Source organism: Pusillimonas sp. ANT_WB101 (genome assembly GCF_008369125.1).
In the GTDB taxonomy this organism is placed as follows: domain Bacteria; phylum Pseudomonadota; class Gammaproteobacteria; order Burkholderiales; family Burkholderiaceae_B; genus Allopusillimonas.
The window spans coordinates 418,330-437,550 of record NZ_VOAY01000001.1; the positions used below are offsets into that span (position 1 = coordinate 418,330).

18 protein-coding genes and 1 tRNA gene are annotated in these 19,221 nt (G+C 54.7%); 11 read left to right on the top strand and 8 right to left on the bottom strand.

Annotated features, from left to right (window positions below):
- Positions 1-50 precede the first annotated feature (50 nt).
- The 11 genes from FQ179_RS02080 to FQ179_RS02130 all read left to right on the top strand — a co-directional run bounded on the left by FQ179_RS02080 (position 51) and on the right by FQ179_RS02130 (position 11,352).
- Complete coding sequence (locus FQ179_RS02080; RefSeq protein ID WP_149395601.1) at positions 51-644, top strand: DUF6246 family protein; 594 nt, start codon at positions 51-53, stop codon at positions 642-644.
- A 1-nt stretch (position 645) separates the two neighbouring features.
- Positions 646-3,564: a tape measure protein gene (locus tag FQ179_RS02085; RefSeq protein WP_149395602.1), complete on the top strand. Its 2,919-nt coding sequence runs from the start codon at positions 646-648 to the stop codon at positions 3,562-3,564.
- A complete protein-coding gene (locus tag FQ179_RS02090) occupies positions 3,561-4,025 on the top strand; it encodes a hypothetical protein (RefSeq protein ID WP_149395603.1) in 465 nt (154 codons plus the stop codon). Before FQ179_RS02085 ends, FQ179_RS02090 begins: the two co-directional genes overlap by 4 nt.
- On the top strand, positions 4,022-4,504 hold the full coding sequence (locus tag FQ179_RS02095; RefSeq protein WP_149395604.1) for a DUF1833 family protein: 483 nt from the start codon (positions 4,022-4,024) through the stop codon (positions 4,502-4,504). The genes FQ179_RS02090 and FQ179_RS02095 overlap by 4 nt, the downstream gene beginning before the upstream one ends.
- Positions 4,501-4,902, top strand: a complete 402-nt coding sequence (locus FQ179_RS02100; RefSeq protein WP_149395605.1) for a hypothetical protein — start codon at positions 4,501-4,503, stop codon at positions 4,900-4,902. The genes FQ179_RS02095 and FQ179_RS02100 overlap by 4 nt, the downstream gene beginning before the upstream one ends.
- The gene (locus tag FQ179_RS02105; RefSeq protein WP_149395606.1) at positions 4,880-7,645 is read left to right on the top strand and encodes a host specificity factor TipJ family phage tail protein; all 2,766 of its coding nucleotides are present in this window, start codon (positions 4,880-4,882) and stop codon (positions 7,643-7,645) included. Before FQ179_RS02100 ends, FQ179_RS02105 begins: the two co-directional genes overlap by 23 nt.
- Positions 7,646-7,713: 68 nt before the next feature.
- Positions 7,714-9,810: a hypothetical protein gene (locus FQ179_RS02110; protein ID WP_149395607.1), complete on the top strand. Its 2,097-nt coding sequence runs from the start codon at positions 7,714-7,716 to the stop codon at positions 9,808-9,810.
- A 74-nt stretch (positions 9,811-9,884) separates the two neighbouring features.
- Positions 9,885-10,247 (top strand): putative holin, encoded by a 363-nt coding sequence (locus tag FQ179_RS02115; RefSeq protein WP_149395608.1) that lies wholly within the window; start codon positions 9,885-9,887, stop codon positions 10,245-10,247.
- 3 nt (positions 10,248-10,250) lie between these two features.
- On the top strand, positions 10,251-10,517 hold the full coding sequence (locus tag FQ179_RS22880) for a phage holin family protein (RefSeq protein WP_149395609.1): 267 nt from the start codon (positions 10,251-10,253) through the stop codon (positions 10,515-10,517).
- Positions 10,514-11,110, top strand: coding sequence for a lysozyme (locus tag FQ179_RS02125; RefSeq protein ID WP_149395610.1), 597 nt, complete (start codon positions 10,514-10,516; stop codon positions 11,108-11,110). The genes FQ179_RS22880 and FQ179_RS02125 overlap by 4 nt, the downstream gene beginning before the upstream one ends.
- A complete protein-coding gene (locus FQ179_RS02130) occupies positions 11,107-11,352 on the top strand; it encodes a hypothetical protein (protein WP_149395611.1) in 246 nt (81 codons plus the stop codon). Before FQ179_RS02125 ends, FQ179_RS02130 begins: the two co-directional genes overlap by 4 nt.
- Positions 11,353-11,650: 298 nt before the next feature.
- Here the strand turns inward: FQ179_RS02130 and FQ179_RS02135 are convergent, their stop codons facing one another.
- The 8 genes from FQ179_RS02135 to FQ179_RS02170 form a co-directional block, all read right to left on the bottom strand.
- A complete protein-coding gene (locus FQ179_RS02135; RefSeq protein WP_149395612.1) occupies positions 11,651-12,538 on the bottom strand; it encodes a DUF6236 family protein in 888 nt (295 codons plus the stop codon).
- Positions 12,539-12,731: 193 nt separating this feature from the next.
- A complete protein-coding gene (locus FQ179_RS02140) occupies positions 12,732-12,962 on the bottom strand; it encodes a hypothetical protein (RefSeq protein WP_149395613.1) in 231 nt (76 codons plus the stop codon).
- A 184-nt stretch (positions 12,963-13,146) separates the two neighbouring features.
- A tRNA-Asn gene (locus tag FQ179_RS02145) sits at positions 13,147-13,222 on the bottom strand.
- A 78-nt stretch (positions 13,223-13,300) separates the two neighbouring features.
- Positions 13,301-13,849, bottom strand: a complete 549-nt coding sequence (locus FQ179_RS02150) for a ferritin-like domain-containing protein (RefSeq protein WP_149395614.1) — start codon at positions 13,847-13,849, stop codon at positions 13,301-13,303.
- 112 nt (positions 13,850-13,961) lie between these two features.
- A complete protein-coding gene (locus FQ179_RS02155; RefSeq protein ID WP_149395615.1) occupies positions 13,962-15,572 on the bottom strand; it encodes a DHA2 family efflux MFS transporter permease subunit in 1,611 nt (536 codons plus the stop codon).
- A complete protein-coding gene (locus FQ179_RS02160; RefSeq protein ID WP_149395616.1) occupies positions 15,559-16,809 on the bottom strand; it encodes an HlyD family efflux transporter periplasmic adaptor subunit in 1,251 nt (416 codons plus the stop codon). The genes FQ179_RS02155 and FQ179_RS02160 overlap by 14 nt, the downstream gene beginning before the upstream one ends.
- Positions 16,810-16,826: 17 nt before the next feature.
- Entirely contained in the window at positions 16,827-18,320 is a 1,494-nt protein-coding gene (locus FQ179_RS02165) for an efflux transporter outer membrane subunit (RefSeq protein WP_149395617.1), read from the bottom strand.
- 182 nt (positions 18,321-18,502) lie between these two features.
- Positions 18,503-19,033 (bottom strand): MarR family winged helix-turn-helix transcriptional regulator, encoded by a 531-nt coding sequence (locus tag FQ179_RS02170; RefSeq protein WP_149395618.1) that lies wholly within the window; start codon positions 19,031-19,033, stop codon positions 18,503-18,505.
- Between the last annotated feature and the right edge of the window lie 188 nt (positions 19,034-19,221).

Sequence of the window (19,221 nt, forward strand, 5' to 3'; positions counted from 1 at the left end):
GGCTATTTTTTCGCCCTGCTATTTGCGGGGCTTTTTTATGGACGAGAGATATGCAGGTTTTGGCCGAGGTTGGTGAGATCGGTGTGCATGCGGGCGATCAGATATACCTATTGCGCCCATCCCTGCATGCCATGTCGAGCCTGGGCGAGCCTGATCAGATTGTGGATGTATATGCACAGGTTATGGCCGGCAGCGTTGTTGATGCACTGGCTGTGATATATGCGTGCGCCGGCGATGACGTATCAGAAGTGTTCGGCTGGTTTGATTTAGAGCAAAACAAGTTTGTTGGCGGCAAGGTATCGCCGCATGATGTTGTGGCGATCGCGCAGTGCCTGTGCAAACACGGCATTACCGGTGCGCTGCCACCATTGCCCCGCAGTAACGATGATGACGAGCCTGAGTATGTCAGCGTATTTAATGCTCGTGAGCATGTGGCGCTGGCTATGGCTCATCTCGGGCTTTCCGAGCGTGAGGCGTGGAGTATGACAATGACGGGTCTAGTTGGTGCATTGCGAGCCAAGTTTCCGCCATCCGCCAAAGATTCGCCAGCAGGCCGTGCGCCTACGCTTGACGAGCACGATGCGACGCTTAACTGGTTTGAGCGCATAAAAGCAAACAGAGCACCACAGCAGGGGGCGCGTTGATATGCCGGAAGGATTAAATACAGGCTCTGTTTATTTCACGGTCGAGGCCGATACGTCCAAGCTGCTTGGCGCAAATACGGACGCCGACAGGTCATTGGACAGCCTGAATAAGCAGTTCGCCAAGACCGACAAGGCGGCGAATGATACGCAGTTTCAGATGACCAAAACAGCTACGGCTGTTAAGTCTATTGGCGCAGAGTCGAATGCCGCCCGCTCTGGCGTGGCCGGCCTGTATGGCGCACTGGCCGGGCTAGTGACACTGCGTGCGGCTGGCAGCTTGATTGAGATGGCCGACGCATACAACGAAATGGCTGAGCGTATCAGCATGGCCACGGCCAGCCAGGAAGAGTACGAACACGTCCAGCAGCGCTTGCTGGCGACCGCTAACGGAACATATCGCAGCCTGTCAGAGGCTCAGGAACTGTACGTTTTAACGTCAAGCACGCTGAAGTCGTTGGGCTACGACACAGATCAGTCCATGGATATCGTGGACTCGCTGTCGTATTCGTTTGTGAAAAACGCGACCGCAGCAGACCGCGCGAAAGGCGCCATTAATGCCGTAACCGGATCTCTGAATAAGGGCAAAGTCGATGCGCAGGCGTGGCAGACGATTCTTGCCGCCACACCTTCGATAGTTGATGATCTCGCTGCCGCAACAGGGCGTACGACCAAAGAAATACTGCAGCTTGGCGCACAAGGCAAGCTCACGGGGCGCGATCTGTCCGGCACGCTACTTAAATCGCTGGACGCGAACAAGAAAGCCGCCGATGACATGGCGACCACTGTTGCGGACGCATTTACGAACCTGCGTAACAACCTGTCAGTATTCATTGGTGAAGCGAACCGCTCCAGTGGCGCTACGCAGATTCTCTCTGGCGCGCTGGTTATGCTCGGGGAGAATATTGACACCATTGTGAAGCTGCTGATGGTGGCTGGCGCCGGCGCACTGGCAAAATATATTGCGCAAATGGGCGCTGCTGCGATTGCATCCGGGCGGGCAATGCTTGCGGCTAGGGCGCAGGCGGCTGAAGAGCTGCGATTGGCTACTGCGCACCGCGCAACTGCCTCGGCAGCCCTGGCTAACGCGACCGCAAATAGAGGCCTGACTGTATCGCATGGGCAAGCCGCCGCTGCCGCAACGGCCCACGCTGCCGCTGTAAGCAGGGCTGCCGCCGCTCAGGCTGCCGCTGTGGGGGTTGCGCGCACGTTGCTGGGCGTGCTTGGTGGTCCAATTGGGATCATCGCATTGCTTGCCTCTGCGGCAGTGGCTGCTGTGACGTTTGGACGCGACTCCAAGAACGCCTCTAGTTCGGTTAATACCCTGTCTGGCGCTGTGAATGGACTCACGGCGTCATTGAAAGAGCTTGACCGCGCCGGGCTTGAGTCAGCGGCGTCATCGATTCAGGGCCGTATTGAGCAATCTGCGCGCTTGGCGGTAACCGCACAAGATGAGCTGCAAAAGCTGCAGGCACAGTTGGCAAATGAGACTCCAGGCTCTGATGCGTCCAAAAATGTAATACGCCAAATGGAAGGCTGGGGCGCAGCGTACGGCGAAGCACAAAAGCAGCTTGAGGTTTTGCGCAAGCGCCAGGACGAAATAGCGGAAATGGGCAAGCGGCGTGCTGATGCCGCTGCCGCCCCTGTCGGCCAAGAGGCTGATCCAGAGGTAGCGAAAAGCCTGAAGTCGATGCGCGAGCAATTGGAGCTTGCCAAGCTTACAGGCGCAGCTAGGGCGCGCTTGCAGGCCATCCAAAGGCTTGGCGCGAACGCTACTGCCGAAGAGCGTGCCGAAGCTGAAAAGCTCGCGACCCAGATATATGAGCTTGAAAAAGCACAAAAGGGCGTAGGCGCTGCAACAAAAGAGTCAGCCGCAGCGGCAAAAGAGAACGCCAAAGCGATTGCAGATATGCGGCAAGAGTTAGCGTTTGCGGCTCTTTCTGGTATGGATTTGGCAAAAGCGAAAGCTGAGGCAAAACTAAACCCGTTTGCAACCCCTGAAGATGTTGCAACACTGCGTGCGCTGGCAGAGCAGCTGTACGAAATAGAGGCCCTCAAAGAGCTTCAGAAAAAAGTCGGCGATGATCCAAACAAATACGTTCAGGGCGACGTATCCCCGTTATCTGGCGGCGCGTTCGATGACCAAACCGCCCGATACGAAGCTGAGGCAGTGGCAGAGCAGGAGCGGTACACAGCACAGCTTGAGCGCCTGCGCGAAGCAATGGAAGCGCAAAAATTCACGCTCGAAGAGTATTACGCTGAGTTCGAGAGCTTGACGCAAACCCACGCTGACCGCATGGCACAGATTGACCAGGCAAAGACCTCGGTAATGCTGATGTCTGCCAGTAATGGCTTTGGTGCACTGGCGGATATGCTCAAGCAGTCTCAAGGCGAGCAGTCGAAAGCCTACAAGGCGATGTTTGCAGTCAGCAAGGCATTTAGCGTGGCCAATGCTTCACTGGCGCTGTTCACGGCGATATCAGAGGCATGGAAACTGCCGTGGCCTGCCAATATCCCCGCGATAGCGGCGGCGGCAACCGCGATGGGCACGGTTATCTCCAGCGTGTCATCTGTGAGCATGGGGGGCGCGCGCCAGTACGGTGGGCCTGTTGCTGAAAATACCATGCACCGCATCAACGAAGGCGGCAAGCCCGAAGTGCTGAACATGGCCAATGGCAAGCAGTTCTTGCTGCCAAATGGCCGTGGTGAGGTCGTCTCGAATAGAGATGCCACAAGTGGCGGCGGGAACGCACCTAACGTGACGGTAGTCATTAATAATGCGCCGGAAGGGACGCGAGTAGAGCAGCGTCAGATCAGCGATGCAGAATTTATCGTAGACGTGATGATTGCTGATGTGGCAACGGAAGGCCGATTCACCCAAGCGGGAAGTGGCGCCCTAGGATGGCGCAGGACAGGGCAATGATAGAAACCGATCTCTACTACCCCGCAGGCCTGCCGGGCCCATTGCGCGCTGGGCATACGGCAAGCCGGGTTTCGCCGTTTGCTCGAACCAACATGCAATCAGGCAGAGCCAGGCAGCGGCGCACGTTTACCAGCGTGCCGAGTATCGACACGTACAACTTCATCTTTACCGAGAATCAGGCCGCAGCGTTTGAAAAGTGGTTTGAAGAGTCTATTAAAGACGGCACCGAGTGGTTCAACATTCAGCGCAGAACGCCGCTGGGCTTGACGATGTTGGTGTGCAGGTTTGTCGATATGTACCAAGGTCCGAACCTGTTTGCCATCAATCGCTGGCGGATATCTGCGGAGCTGGAAGCGTACGAGCGCCCGCTGATGCCGGATGGCTGGGGTGATCTGCCCGGATTTCTGATTGAGGCCGATTTGTTTGATATCGCTATGAATCGTGAGTGGCCTGAAGCATGACAATACTTTCTGTTGTATACGCTAGCGCGCCGGCGGGCGAAACGATTATCCCGGCCATCAAGATTGTGGTGCCCGGCCGCCCCGCGATCCGAATTTGTGCGGACTTTGCGGATCACATGCTGGGTCTGGATGGAGTCTACGAATCGTTTGAAGGCGGCTCGCTGTCGGTTTCTCTGCCGGCCAAGAACGCAAGCGGCCAGCAAACGCTGAGGTTTGGCGTGGGCAACGTCAACGGGCAGGCGCAGCGTTATGTTGATGACGCGCTCGAGGCGGGCAGCAAGGTCACGCTGATTTACTTTGAGTACCTTGAGAGCGACAAATCAGCGCCTGCTCGTCGCCCTTACACCATGACGATAGTGGGCGGCAAGTTTGAGGGCGTTGAGGCGCAATTTGATGCGTCATACCAAGACCTGCTTAATTACGCATGGCCACGCGAGCGCTACACCGCCGAGAGCGCACCGGGCCTTAAATACACATGATCAATCGCTATCTTCAAACCCGTTACGTGAAGTACGGACGTGGGCCTGTGGACGTCGATTGCTATGGCCTGGTGCGTCTCGCACGCCATGAGTTATTCGGGCGGGCAATGCTACCGAGCTACAGCGAAATAGACCCTGACGACAAGCAGGCATTGACGGCTGCAACCCTGCTGGTGCGCGAAGAAGGTTGTTTTTTGCCCTGCACGGCTCAGCTCGGTGCAATTGCCACGGCCTGGCGCGCGCGACTGTGCGTGCATGTGGGGTTGGTTGTTCATGCCGACGGCAGGTTGTGGGTGCTGGAGACGAACGAAGGAAAGGGCCCTTGTCTGACCTCGATATGGGATTTTGAGCCGCGCTACACGCAGGTTATTTATTATGACGATACGACTTTATCCTAGCCTGATGCCGGGCGAACCCATTGAGACGCACGAATGGGCCGGCACCGTGGCCGGGTGGTTTGCGCACAAGGGTATTGATTACACCACGTACGAAAACCAGCCCGTTGTGGTGAGCATCAATGGCGTTGATCTGCCCGTCGACTTGTGGCCAGAGCGTCGCCTACACGCTGACGATGATGTTGAAATGCGCCTGCTGCCCCATGGCGGCGGATTCTCCAAAGTTCTCGGGATCATAACCGGCACGTTCTTCGATGTTGTTTTTGGCTGGCTGATGCCGCGCGGTCGAGGTGGCAGCGATTACAACGCACCAGGCCAAGGCCAGAAGCTCGAAACATCGCAAGCCAAAGCCAACACTGCCAAGTTGGGCGAGGTCGTGCCTGAGCTGGCAGGGCGCTTTAAGCGGCTCCCGGATTACCTGACGCCTCCACATCGGTATTTTAAGAGCGAGCGCGAACAGTGGCTGGAATTCCACGCTTGCATTGGCCCTGGCCACTACGACATTCAGCCTGAGGATGTGCGCGTTGGAAATACTACCTTTGATTCGCTTGGAGAGGACGGATCTTATGCGCTCTATGGTCCAGGCGCTGATCTATCGGCGGTGAGCACAAATGAACACTGGTACACCGCCGACGAAGTGGGCGGCACCTCATCGGGCACGGCTGGCCTTGAGTTGAGTGTGGATCCGGCCGCCAAAGACTTTGCAGGCGCGACCAGCTATGTATTCGATAACGATACCGTTGTGTTGCCTGAAGAGGCGGGGGAATTTCCCGAAGGGTGGGGCGCTGGAACGGTCGTAAAGATCGCCGTGCCGCGCACTTATGACGTCACGCTTGAGAATCTCGGTGGGCCTTTCCCGTTTGAAGATATCTTTATAAACAAGTTTGATGGCGACTTCAGGCATGCAATGCCGTTTGATGTGGGTGATGCGCTGGACGTGTCAGGCGCGGGTCTCGCGGCGCAGGCGTACAAGGTTCACTCAATGAGCGTCAACGCCACGACCGGACAAGGATGGGTTCGCCTGGAAACGTTTGAAACGCCCGGCCCCGGGTTCGAGGATCCGCCAACACCTGGTGCGCCGGTAATGGATGCCGACACAGGCTCAAAATCAATGCGCTTCACGCGCGCTGACTCGTCATTTAGGGTCGTGACCGCGCAAGTAGACACGCTTGCCGTGCAGCGTCTTCTCAATGGTTCTGTCGATAATGACTGGCTTGGCTTTTCCTCATTCACAACCGGTTCGGCCTCATCAATAGCTTACCTGTCTGGATTGGTGTACGGTGAATGGACTTCGATCATAGGCGCATGCCCGCCTGGAGAGACCACCAACACCATTGAGGTGGACTTCTTCTTTGCCAGCGGTCTAGGAAAGATAAAGGATGACGGCGATCTTGAGGCGTATTCGGTCACGGTAGAGATTCAATACAAGGACGCAACAGCCGAAGAACCCTTTATTTCAGTGATGAAAGCCTATTCAGCCGCAACGCTGGATCAGATCGGGTACACGGAAACGATCAACGTTGATGGCCGCACGCCCATCGTGCGTGTTCGCCGGGCTACGCTGGCCTCGACCTCGACGCAGGTGCAGGACAAGATCAACTGGTTCGGCTTGAAATCAAAGCTCAAGACACGCAACAGCTATCCGAACTGGACGACAATGGCGGTCAAGTTTCGCTCTGGCGGCCGGCTCGCTGCCCAGTCAGAGAACCAAGTCAATGTGGTCGCCACACGCCGCCTACGCACCCTCCAGCCAGACGGATCATGGAGCGCTGCGCTTGAGCCAACGCGCGATATATCCGCATTTGCAAAGTACGTCACAGACACAATTGGCTATACGGACGACGACTGGAACATTGCGGAGCTGCTCAGGCTTCACAACGTTTGGGTGCCGCGCGGGGAGACCTTCGACTTCGTCTTTGACCAGACGACCGTGAAAGAGGTAATGAACACCGTGTTAAATGCCGGCATGGCTGAGTTGACCGTGGATGACGGCCTGATACGGCCTGTGCGTGATGAGCCTAGAACGGTATTTGAGCAATCCTACTCGCCGCAGAACATGACGAAGCCTCTGAGCCGTCAGTTTGTGGGGCCAAAGCCAGACGATGCCGATGGGGTCGAGATGGAATACATCGATGGCCAGACGTGGACTAAGCAGACGGTGCGGTGTCTGCTGCCTGGCGATCAGGGTTTCAAGCTCAAAAAAGAGCGACTTGATGGCGTCACTGACAAGACCCGGGTCTGGCGCATCGGCATGCGACTTCGACGCCAGCTTCGGTACCGACGATGGGCATATAACTTTGCCACCGAAATGGATGCCCTGAACAGCCGGTACCGCAGCTACGTCGCGCTGTTTGACGATATACCTGGGTATGGCAAGTCCGCGATTCTTGAGCGCATTGAGGCCGTGTCTGGCGGCGCGCTGCTGCATGCCAGTGAGCCGTTTGAATGGGAGCCTGGTGTCGATCACGTTGTCGCCTACCGCGCTACTAATGGGTCGCTCGTAGGGCCCTTCGCCGCCTCGCCTGGTGTGGACGATTGCAGCTTGATTGCGGACATACCGCATCCATGGCCGATAGTCACGCTCACTATGGAGCCGCCGCACCTGTATTTCGGCACCGCAGAGCGCTGGTCGTTTCCTGCGCTGATCACCGACATAAAGCCGCAAGGCATCGGTGCTGTATCGGTAACTGCCGAAAACGACGATGTGCGCGTGTACGCCGACGACAACAACAATCCCCCAATCTAAATAACTGAACCATCCACCAACCGCAAGACCCCGCCAATGAGCGGGGTTTTTGTTTATGGGTATAAGCAATGAGCAAATTTAACACCGGCAATCCTGTTGGCAGCACTGCGGTAAAGGATCTGTACGATAACGCGGAGAACCTCGATATTGCGTTGAATGACATAAAGACGAAAATCTGGAAAGACAGATTTGGAGAAGCTCGCTCCACGTGGTTCGCGGTTGACAACTCGCTTTCTAATTTCGAAACCTACGCAGCGGCCGCGCTGGCTGGGTCTGGATATGAAGTGGCTGTTTTGTATCAGTCAGGGCTTAATATGGTTAGGCCGTCTCAGGCAATTTCATACGGCGGTGAAGATTACGCGCCGCTACCATCTCAATTGCCATTTACGACTGAAGCTACCTTCGATCCATCAAGGTGGAAAAAAATATCCGGGGTTAGTGGAGCTGATCTGAAATCAGATTTTGGGCTGGCTATGGTCGGGGGAAAGATTAGTGCTGCTGACTCTATTTTCAGGCTGTTATCACAAAGCTCCGAGGACTTGATTACGCCAGCTTGGTTTGACGGCGTTCTTGATGGGACTGCTGACGACACTGCGGCGATCAATAAAGCGGGAGCGTATGCAAAGTCTGTAGGTGGGTCAATACGGATTGAAAACGGCAAGCACGTATATATTAACGGGCCGGTTGTTCTTGACTGTTCAGTTGTTGGCGGCTCGTGGTTTGTGGGGCCATCAGGGTCGATACGCATTGAAATTGATGACGTTGACGCTCAACGGGTCGTCGATATTGAAGTGACGAACCTATCAGGCAATGAAGAGCTTGCCGCTGTATTCGCCACATCGTCAAATATTGCAGAACGACGCGGCATGGTGTTTGGGCGACTGAAGCTGTACGGATTTTTACGCGGCTTTCGAGGGCAGTATTTGAAGGTTGCGGCGGTAGAGGACTCCTTTGCACAATCGCTCAACACGACTCCAGGGCGCTATCAAGAAGCTCACTTCTCCGCCGTGATGACGGATGTTTGGGTGGTTCGCAACAGCTTGTCTATTGGCGGCGTGTTGGCATTTAACAGTGCGGCGGGAGTAACCCGAGAGTTTTACGACAACTGCATAGCATTGGATACCTATGACCACGGATTTTATTCTGCATCACCTAGTGGCAAAGAATTTAGTTCGTTCGCATCGTGTCGCGCGCTTAATACTGGCGGTGACGGCATTAAATGCTTTTCAAATGGCACATTGACAGTGGGTGAATGTTTCGTAGACGGCACAGGCACCAACGGCATTATTCCAGTAGCTGACAAAGCTTATATTTCCGGCAGCACGTTTATCAACTGCGGGCAAGATGGAATTTATCATCAAGGCAAGCCTGTTGGTGCTGGCGTTAATACATTCTCATTGCTTCAAATTGACAACTGCACAACGTCCGGAATAACCAGAGAGGCCATCAGGGTTTCTGGGCCAGAATCGTTAGATCGGGTCGTTATAAACGGCGGCAGTCATGAGGCACTTGGGGCTGCCTTGAAGCTGTTGGGCGCGACGATGGTAGTCCAGTCAATCGAGGTTAATGGGGCAAGCCTCCGCACCCTATCATCAACCGATCAAGTTATATCCAATCTGGAAGGAACAACTGGAGAACTATCGGTCGTTCGATCCACTTTGGGCGCGGATTCCACCAGCGCATCTCTGATTGATGGTCGCCAAGGCTTGTTGCGCCTACGAGATGTGCGCTTCGCTGCTGCCTCATGCTCACGCTTCGCTAGAAATCGAACAGGCGACATTGATGAAAAAGGCAGCATTCTTGACGGGGCCACTACGGGAGGCACTGACTTTCTCGCTGACGCAGGAGCTTTCCGGTCTAGGCTTGATGTCGCCAAAGCAAATGGACTAAGAAAGTCTGTGCGCCCCGGCCTAGCAGCGCCATCTTCTGACGCTAGTGTTAGAGGGGATATCGTCTTTAATGACAGTCCAACAGTAGGGCAGCCTACGGGATGGGTATGCACATCCGCAGGCAGTCCAGGCACTTGGCAGCCTTTCGGTCAGTCGGGGTTCTTGTTGCCGATAGGCGCAACTCCTTCGTTTATAGGCCAGTTGGCGGTAACTGGTGGACAGGGGTTTATAGCGACAGGCACAACAAGCCCAGCTGACTGGAAACAAATCACTTAAGGCTTTGCGCTGTCGTTATTTAAATAAACAAACCACCTTCGGGTGTTTTTTTACGCCCATAACAAAGGAAAAAAATGGAACCAACATCGAGCGCGGTCAGCCAGGCCGTTGTTACCTGGGCGCCCGTTGCGCTCGCCGCATTGATGCCCGGCGTCGACGGTGGCGCTCTTATCGGTGCATTTGGCGGATCCGTTGTTTTCGCGCTGCATACCACTGACGTGTCGATCTTGAAGCGGTTCATCTACATGATCGTTTCGCTCGTTATCGGCTATCTGGCCGCTCCGGAGGTGGCGCACTTGGCTGGAGTTGAAAGTACAACCGTACCGGGGTTTCTCGCCTCAGCGTTCGTTGTCACCGTGGCGCTAGCCGGCATCGAAAAGATTAAGGCCTTTGATGTTATGTCATTCGTCAGAGCCGTTATTGGCAAAAGGGGGTGAGTCATGTGCACGCTTGTCTATGTCGTTTCAAACCTCATCACAGTTGCCGTTCTGCTGAGCTATCGGCCACGCGGGGCAACGTACAGACCCTGCATGTCGATCATCGCGTACGTCGTGATCTGGTACAGCGGGGCGCAGGCTATTCACGTTGTGCTTAACCACATATCGATACCGACGTGGCAGTCGAGTATTGCGGTGTTGGTTGCGGCGCTTCTTATTAGAGCTAGAGGTAATGTGGCGCGCGCGGTGCGCCTGGAGAGATATCGATGATTGATTTTCTGAAAAGGCTGTTGATGCTTCTGTCTGGTTTGAGCGCAGCACCAGCAAAAAGCGAACCCGTGTTAGAAGTTAGGCCTGAGCCAACGCTAGAAATTACGCCCGAGCCTGTCACCATGGGCGACGAAGGCCAGAAAGTACTGAAGTACTTCGAGCAGTGCAGGCTTAAGGCCTACTGGGATGCAACGGGCAAGGTGTGGACGATTGGCTGGGGCCATACGGGGCCTGACGTCTATGAAGGGCTCGTAATTACACAGGCACGTGCAGACCAGCTATTGCGCGATAGGTTGGCCCGCGAGTTCGTGCCTGGGGTACTCGGCGCCGTTACCTGCAGCATGGCACAGCACGAGCTCGATGCCATGGTTGATCTGGCCTACAACATCGGCGTGGTCGCATTTGCCGGATCTACGCTTGTTCGCAAGTTCAATGCAGGCGACGCCGCCGGCGCAGCCGATGAGTTTCCGCGCTGGAATAAGTCTGGTGGCCAAGTGCTGCTGGGCCTGCGTCGTCGTCGCGCAGCTAATCGGGCGCTATTCCTTGGTGCATCGGGCGATGCGGCGATAAAGATTGGGGTGGCCGTCACATGATCAGCCTCTGGTTATCGAAGGTATGGGGCTGGCTGCTGCTGATCGGGGCCATCATTGCTGGCCTGTTCGCCGTGCGTCAGTCAGGCAAGACGGCGGGCAAACAAGAAGCCAAGGCGCAACAGGCCGAGGCAACTATTAGAGGAATGGAGGCGAACCGTGAAGCTCGTGTCGAAATTGATTCGCTGGATGATGATGCTATCCGTGATCGTGCTCGTCAGCGGATGCGCGACACCAAGCGGTGATTACTGTGCTGTAACGCAAAAGCCGTTCGGATGGCGATCTGATGCTGAGATTGACGCTACTCCTATCAGGCCGCTGCGGTATATCGAAGAGGGGGCTGCGCTACATCGTAGACAATGTTCTGGCTGACCGTCTTCAAGTAGCAGGGCTTGCGTGTGAGCGGTCATATGATGGGATGCGTGCGAACTGATTTCTCTTTGCTCGATATTTAAGAAGTGGAATATGAAGATTAAGATATTCGATGGAAACTGGGTGCTTGCTATTCTGATAATTGTTGCTTGTATGCGGCACGCCGATGAGCTAGAACAGATGATCATGGAAGCTGTAGACATATTGATAAGCAGATGATCGATCACGGATGGGTTGGCGCTTTATGTCGGCAGTGATTTTAAGGCCTGAAACTGCGCTGCTAACTAGCGCGCCTACAAATGGCATGCCCACAGCGATGTCTCCGAATGCGTAGACTCCCAACGATACAGGAAGCGAGAATTCATAACTGCATTTGAGGTCGGCCAGCCTCACGGGGAATTTCCATTCCTTTGCCACTTTCAGTAGATCTACACAACACTCTTCAATTATTGCTTTCTGCCTATCCAGTTGAGCCCCCGGGTTTTCCGATGATTTTACGAGTGCCGCTAACCGGTCGATTTCTGCGAGTAGTCTTTTTCGCTCATCAACGCGGCGACTTTTAAACTCCAGTATGTCTTCCAACGCAACGTCTTGATCTGGAACGGGTATGGCGTGGATCAGATCAAACGAAACATTGGGGGCTTCCCCAGCCGGCATCCCGAGCCATTGAAATGATTTTTCGCCGGTTGCCAGCGACCATTTTCCGGGCTCTTGTTGCTCCAAGTATTCGAAAGCAGGAATATGTATATCTTGAAAGTTTCCCGGTCCCAGCCTTTTCATTTGTATCTTGACTTCCTCCAGTATTCCAGCTTTCTTGAGAAAGTCAGCTTCGGGGCCAGGATCAATCTGGATCAGGTTGTTGCTAGATATGGCCAGCCTATCCCAAAACAGAAGAGAATATCTGAGCTCTTGCGGATCTAAGCGGCCGGACGTTGAAATGGAGCTGTCCGTTATTGTTATTGGCGCTGAGATCAGCACACAACGCTCTTGTGTTAAGCCATTTTTTGGGAAAGTCCCATATAAAGGATCCTCAGCTTTCCGATGCTTAGCCTCACCCATCACCCGTCTCCACTGGTTATTAATGGAAGCGATTGTAACCAGAGTTTCATGTTGGTAGGTATGTCGTGTGAATGCCTATCCCACAACCGTCAGAAGAGAATGCTGTAGCTGTAACTCTGCGTACCAGCTAAAAAGGCGGTGCTTCGGCAGACTGCTCAGCCTGCATAACAGTCCAAATAGTAGCGTTGTGCGATTAAAGACGCCTAGTTTCATCTGCCATCAGCAGTCGCAGGCGATGTAAGGCGGACAGCGTGCTATCCGTCTCCGCCTTCCAAGCCTTATCTATAGCGTCCCGCAGGTGCTCTATTTCGAGCATCGCATTGTGCATACGCTTTATTTCGCGCAGCAAGGTGCGGATATCCTCGTTGCGTCGATTGCCGTCTCGTATGGCGATCAGGTCATCGCGGGTTAGTGGTGGTTGCATGATGGTTTACTGGATTTATATACAGTATTTGTACCATATCGCAGACGCAAAAAAGCCCCAGGGCGAAATGCCGAGGGGCTGATCTAACTACTGGATATTGGACGGTGTCTAATATCGCGTCTAATACAGGCAAAAAATAAGCCCCTACGTTTTCACGTAAGGGCTTGATACTGCTATGTGTTCTTGGCTCCCCGACCAGGGCTCGAACCTGGGACCTGCGGATTAACAGTCCGTCGCTCTACCGACTGAGCTATCGGGGAATTGGAGAAGCAAGACTATAGCAAGTATTTTGTTGCGGTGCAAGTCGACTGCCCCTGCAGCTCACACTTAGGCGTTTTTTAGCCGTTACCTTCCAGTAAATCTTTCATGTCATCGGCATGTTCTTCTTCTACAGCCATGATGCCGATAAGCATATGCTTGGTCGTTGGGTCTGTGTCACCGATGCGTTCAATCATCTGGCGGTACGACTCAATGGCCACGCGCTCGGCGATCAGGTTTGCCTTGATCATGCTCTTGATGTCGCTGCTATCGTCGTATTCAGCGTGGCTGCGATCGGTAAGCGTGGAGGGGTTGAAATCTGGTTCGCCGTTTAGCTGCACGATGCGTTCGGCGATGAGGTCGGCATGATCCGCTTCTTGTTGTGCGTGCTCGAGAAACTCGGCCTTGATAGGCTCATTGAAAATTCCCGTTGCTGTGTAGTAGTGGCGCTTGTAGCGCATCACACAGACTAGCTCGGTTGCCAGAGCGGCGTTAAGCATCTCAATAATTTCCTCTCGGTTTCCTTGGTACCCGGAAGGAACCGCCCCATTATCCAGATTGCGAGCACCTTCTCGTATGGCTTTGACGTCGATTGGGTCATGGTGTTTGGCGGGCTGTTTTGTGCTCATGATTGTCCTTTTCTTTGGTTAATACAGATGCCACGAGGCAAAGCAGTGCTTTGCCTTGAGGAAAGCCTCAGCAATAAGCATACCTGAGATGGCGAGGGGCGATCGTCGCTACCTAGTGAGCACCCGCCCCCGAGCTGTTGGACGCTGAGGAATGAGATTTTTTTGCCACCCAGATGAGGGCAATGAGGAACAGAAACAGTATGCCAGAGGCATAGAAAATGTCGGTGGCCGACATGGTGTAAGCCTGTTGGTTAATGATCTGGTCAACAATGAGCGCAGACTGCTGCGACCCGATTCCACCGTTGTGCAGCCCATGCATAAGGGCGTCGAAGGCAGGCTCGCCTGGGCGCGCAAGTTCGGTCAATTGCGCATGGTGGAGTACGGCACGGTCTTCCCACAGGGTAGTGGTAATAGAGGTTCCAAATGCCCCCATGAGCAGTCGGGCAAAGTTTGACAGTCCTGCAGCGGCTGGAATACTGCTGGCCTCCAGGCTTGTCAGCGTGAGGGTCGTTAGGGGTATGAAGAACGTTGCCATGGCTGCGCCCTGAATAAACGTTGGCAGCATAATGGTGTAAAGATCGGCTTCGGTGTTGAAGTTGGATCGCATGAAGCTGATCAGGGAGAACACCAGGAAGGCAAACGTGGCGATGATACGCGGGTCATGTTTGGCCAGCAGTTTGCCGACGATGGGCGAGATGATGATGGCGAGTATGCCGACGGGGGCTGATGCAATGCCTGCATACGTGGCCGTATAGCCCATAAAGTTTTGCATCCATAACGGCAGCAGGACCACGGTGCCGAAAAACACCCCATAGCCGATAGACGTGGTAATGACACCAACCGTAAAATTGCGGTTCAAGAACAGTTTGAGTTCGACTACGGGGTGATGGGCTGTCAATTCCCAGATCACAAAGTAGACAAACGCCACGACAGCTACGATCGCTAGCAGAACAATCTGGGAGCTGCTGAACCAGTCTAGCTCTTTGCCCCGATCAAGCATGATTTGCAGCGCCCCTACCCATATCACCAATAAGGCCAAGCCTATGGTGTCAATAGGTAGTTTCGTCTTGGGCGAATCGCGAAGCTTGTAGATTTGCCATGAGGCCCAACCGGCCAGCAGGCCTACCGGCACATTGATATAGAAAATCCATGGCCAACTGTAGTTGTCGGAGATCCAGCCGCCCAGTAACGGACCGGCAACCGGCCCCACAAGAATCGTCATGGACCACAGCGCCAAGGCCATCCCTGCCTTGGCCTTGGGGTAGGACCCCAGCATCAGTGATTGTGAAAGCGGGATCATAGGCCCGGCCACAGCGCCTTGCAGTACGCGAAAGGCCACCAGGGACTCAAAAGACCAGGCAAAGCCGCACAGCCATGACGAGACGACAAACAGCAGCACAGACAAGACAAACAGCCGGACCTGACCGAAGCGCTGCGTTAACCAGCCTGTCAGAGGTACCGTGATCGCATTGGCGACTGCAAACGAGGTGATTACCCATGTGCCCTGTGTGGAACTTACGCCCAGCGTGCCAGCGATGGTCGGAATAGACACGTTGGCGATCGACGAGTCGAGCACATTCATGAACACGGCGGCCGACAACGCAATGGTGCCGTACACACGTGCCCGCCCTTCTAGCGGAGGGTATGACGCCTGCGGTGCCGGACGCACGGGTGCAGCAGGCGGAGCTGGCGTGATGTCAGCCTGTATCTCAGTCGTTGCCATGGGCTTTTGCCTGAGAAGCGTTACCGTCCATGGCTGAAACCAGGGCAGAATTTGAGTTTTCAGCAATAATGCGCGCAATCAGCGCATCAGCTTGCTTGCTGGCATTACCGTAAACGTCGGTACTCAGACCAAGGTTGTTGGTGGTAGCAATCGCTGCTTCTTGTTTGGGACTGTCTAGTTTGACTTTTACCTGCATTGACAGGCCGACGCGCAGGGGGTGGTCGGCGAGTTCTTTGGGATCAAGGCTGATGCGCACGGGGACGCGCTGTACGACTTTGATCCAGTTGCCGCTGGCATTTTGTGCGGGTAACAGGGCAAATGCGGATCCAGTGCCAGCGCCCAGCCCTTGAATTTTGCCGTGGTATGTAACGCTGTCGCCATAGATATCGGCCGTGAGCGTGGCATTTTGGCCCGCTTTCATCTGCCTGAGCTGGCTTTCTTTGAAATTGGCCTCTACCCATAAATGATCCAGCGGCACAACCGTCATGATTGGCGTGCCGGGCGCAACATGTTGACCCAACTGGGTATGGCGCTGTGCAACCATGCCAGTAACGGGGGAGGGAATGCTTGTGCGTGATTGTTCAAGCACCGCCTGACGCAGTTTGTCTTCGGCCATCAATACGTCTGGGTGGCGCTCTACAGTGGTGTTGGCGGTAAGGGCTTCGTTGGTGGCCAGTGTGGCTTTTGATGCGGCGAGGGCAGCACGGGTTTGTGCCAGCCCTGATTCGGCCGCCTTGAGGGCCGTGCGGGCATGCAGAATCTCTTCACCGCTGACCCCGCCTGATTTAGCCAAGCTCTGGCGCCGATTCAGATCGCTGCGTGCTTTTTCGAGATCAGCAGTTGCGCGTTCGATATTGGCTTGGCGCATGGCAATATCGGCTTCGAGTGCATCATTTTGCACGAAAATAGTGCGGGTGCGACGTATTGCCTGTGCCAGCGCGGCTTCTGCCTGGCTCTGGGCGATTTTGGTGTCACTGGGGTCGAGCTGAATAACGCGTTCGCCCTGTTTGACCAGTTGTGTTTCGTCGGCGTTGATGGCGATGACGGTACCCGGTATTTCTGACGTAAGCTGCACAAGGTTGCCGTGTACGTAAGCGTTGTCGGTTGACTCATAGTGCGCGCTGACCAGCAGCCACCAGATACCCCAAGCAATACCCAGAATAAGAAAGGTTACGGTGACAATAATAAGCAGTGGTTTGCGGGCTGCTTTCGGTGCTGTTTTCGGCGCTGCAGACATAATTGGATCTCTTGAAATCAGTGTGTCAGGGTATTGGTGACGGTATTGGCTGGGATGCCGGTGTTGGCCGGCGCAGTGATTGTGGCGTGGGGTGGCGTTGCAGTGTTTGTTAAGCCTGTGTCTGCCGTTGCGCCGTATCCGCCGCCCAATGCAGTGGCAAGCTGGGCGTCAAGCTTGTATGCACGCGCCCTTAGGTCGGTGGTCAGAATGGATTGTTTTTGCATCTCGTTTTGAGCCAGCAAAACCTGCACAAAGTTTCCCAGCCCAGATTTGTAACGGCTGACAGCAATGTCATAGGCCTGAGAAATGGCTTTCAGGCTTGCTTCCTGATCTACGGTTTGTTGCTGCAGTGCCTTGATTGATGTTGTGGCGTCTGCCACTTCGCGCACAGCAGTCAGCAGCGTTTGGTTGTAATTGGCGATGGCCAGATTGCGCTCTGCCTGCGTGGTGTCAAGCTGCGCGTTAAGGGCACCACCATGAAATATGGGCAGTGACACTGCAGGCCCTATGCCATAGATTTTGCTGCCTCCCTCAAGCAGGCTGGCTAAACCCAGCGACATAAAGCCGGCGAATGCGGTCAGGTTTACGTTGGGGTAAAACTCGGCCCGTGCCGCTGAAACCTGGCTGGACGCTGCCTCAACACGCAAGCGGGCGGCAACAAGGTCTGGTCGCCGACCTAGCAGCTCTAGCGGTATGGTTTCAGGCAGGCGCGTGGGTGCATGCACTAGTGATGCAGACTTGATTTGCGCGCCGCGTTCAGGACCTGATGCAGTGAGTGCGGCCAGTTGGTTGCGCAGCAGGTCGGCATTGGTGGTGGCCTGGTTGAGCTGCACTCTGGCGGCAGACACCGCTGACTCGGCCTGTTTGACTTCCACAGCCGTATCCAGACCGGCGCTGACACGCTGATTGGTAATGCTAAGCACATTGTTTTGTTGCTTGACGATGTCGGTAAGCACCTTAGACTGCGTTAGCGCATTTTGCAGATTGAAATAGCTTTGCACGACGCTACTGATAATGGCATTGCGTGCCACCTGCAAATCAGCCTGCGATGCCTGGCGGTCAGAGACGGCAGCCGCGTAGTGCGCGCGATTGCGGCCCCACAGGTCAAGGTCGAAGCTGGCGTTAAGCCGCAGGTTGGTATCAGTAATCATGGCGCCACCATAGGGGGGCGGGTAAATGTAATTGGCCGAGTATCGTTCACGCGTAAGTGTGTAGCCGGCATCAACCTGGGGCAACTGCACAGCGTGGGCGCCGCGTACCGCTGCGTTGGCCATGCTCAAGCGGGCTTGTGCGGCATCCAGAGAGGGGTTGCCTGCCAGTGCCTGAACGATCAGTTTGTTTAGCTGAGGGTCTTGGTAGCGCAACCACCATTGCTCTGAAGGCCATGTAATGACGCTGTCGTTCAGCCCCAGCTGTTGTCCATTTAAAGGCTTGTGCGTGGGCTCGCCAGGAACAATGGCAGCACACCCCGCAAGCGTGGCACTGAGAAGCAGGGGAAGAAGTAATTTCATGGGTAAGGAGTAAGTAAAGGCGCTGCCGACAAGCTGACAGAAAGCTGAATATAGTTGCCTAGTAAATAACTGCCTAGGCAATTAAATTATATAAAAATGATGCTTGCACTGACAAGTCGACAGTGGGTTTTTTTTGTTACCAGATCGCGCAGTGGGTGTGGCTATTTATGATCTGAACGATGTCAATCTGTGTCATCGGGGTTTCGCCCGTTTAACAGCATACGGTTCAAAAAGCCGACCAGCTGCTCGACTTCATCTTTGTTGAAACCCTGCATGTGCTCGTTAAGCGTGTCGGCAAGGGCGGCAGGAATCTGCTCTGTGGCTTGCATGCCCTGGTCGGTTAGCTCAAGCCTGACGACACGCCTGTCTTCAACACAGTGACTGCGGGTAATTAAATTTTTTGCCTGCAGCCGGTCGAGCGTGCGCGTCATGGCACCGGTGTCGATATGGGCTTGCCGGGCCAGCTCTGCTGGCGTGTCGACATTGCGGTATCTGATAAGCGCCAAGGGCCGCCATTGCATGGCGGTAAGGCCCAGCGGCGTTACCTTGCGGTCTATCATGCGGTTAAATGATGTGTGCAGAAGCTTGATCAGATAGCCAACATTGTCGTCGGCAGTAATACATGCCGCCGTGGCCTGATAAATACCTTGCTTGGTGTGCCTTGGCTCTTTTTTTACAGAAGTGCCGCAGGCGGGGATATCGGATTGAGTCATGCAAAAATTGTACTCTTCCATAACTGCCTAAGCAATTACTGCCTATATGTATTTTTGGACGTAGCGCAGAAGTTCAGGCAAAATTAGCGAGTAGTTTGACGCTACAACCCTCCCGTGTACAGTGCAGCTCAACCAGGCCACCGCCACGGCTGGCTTAATGCGCAATCTCTTCTTAAACTTGCCGGACT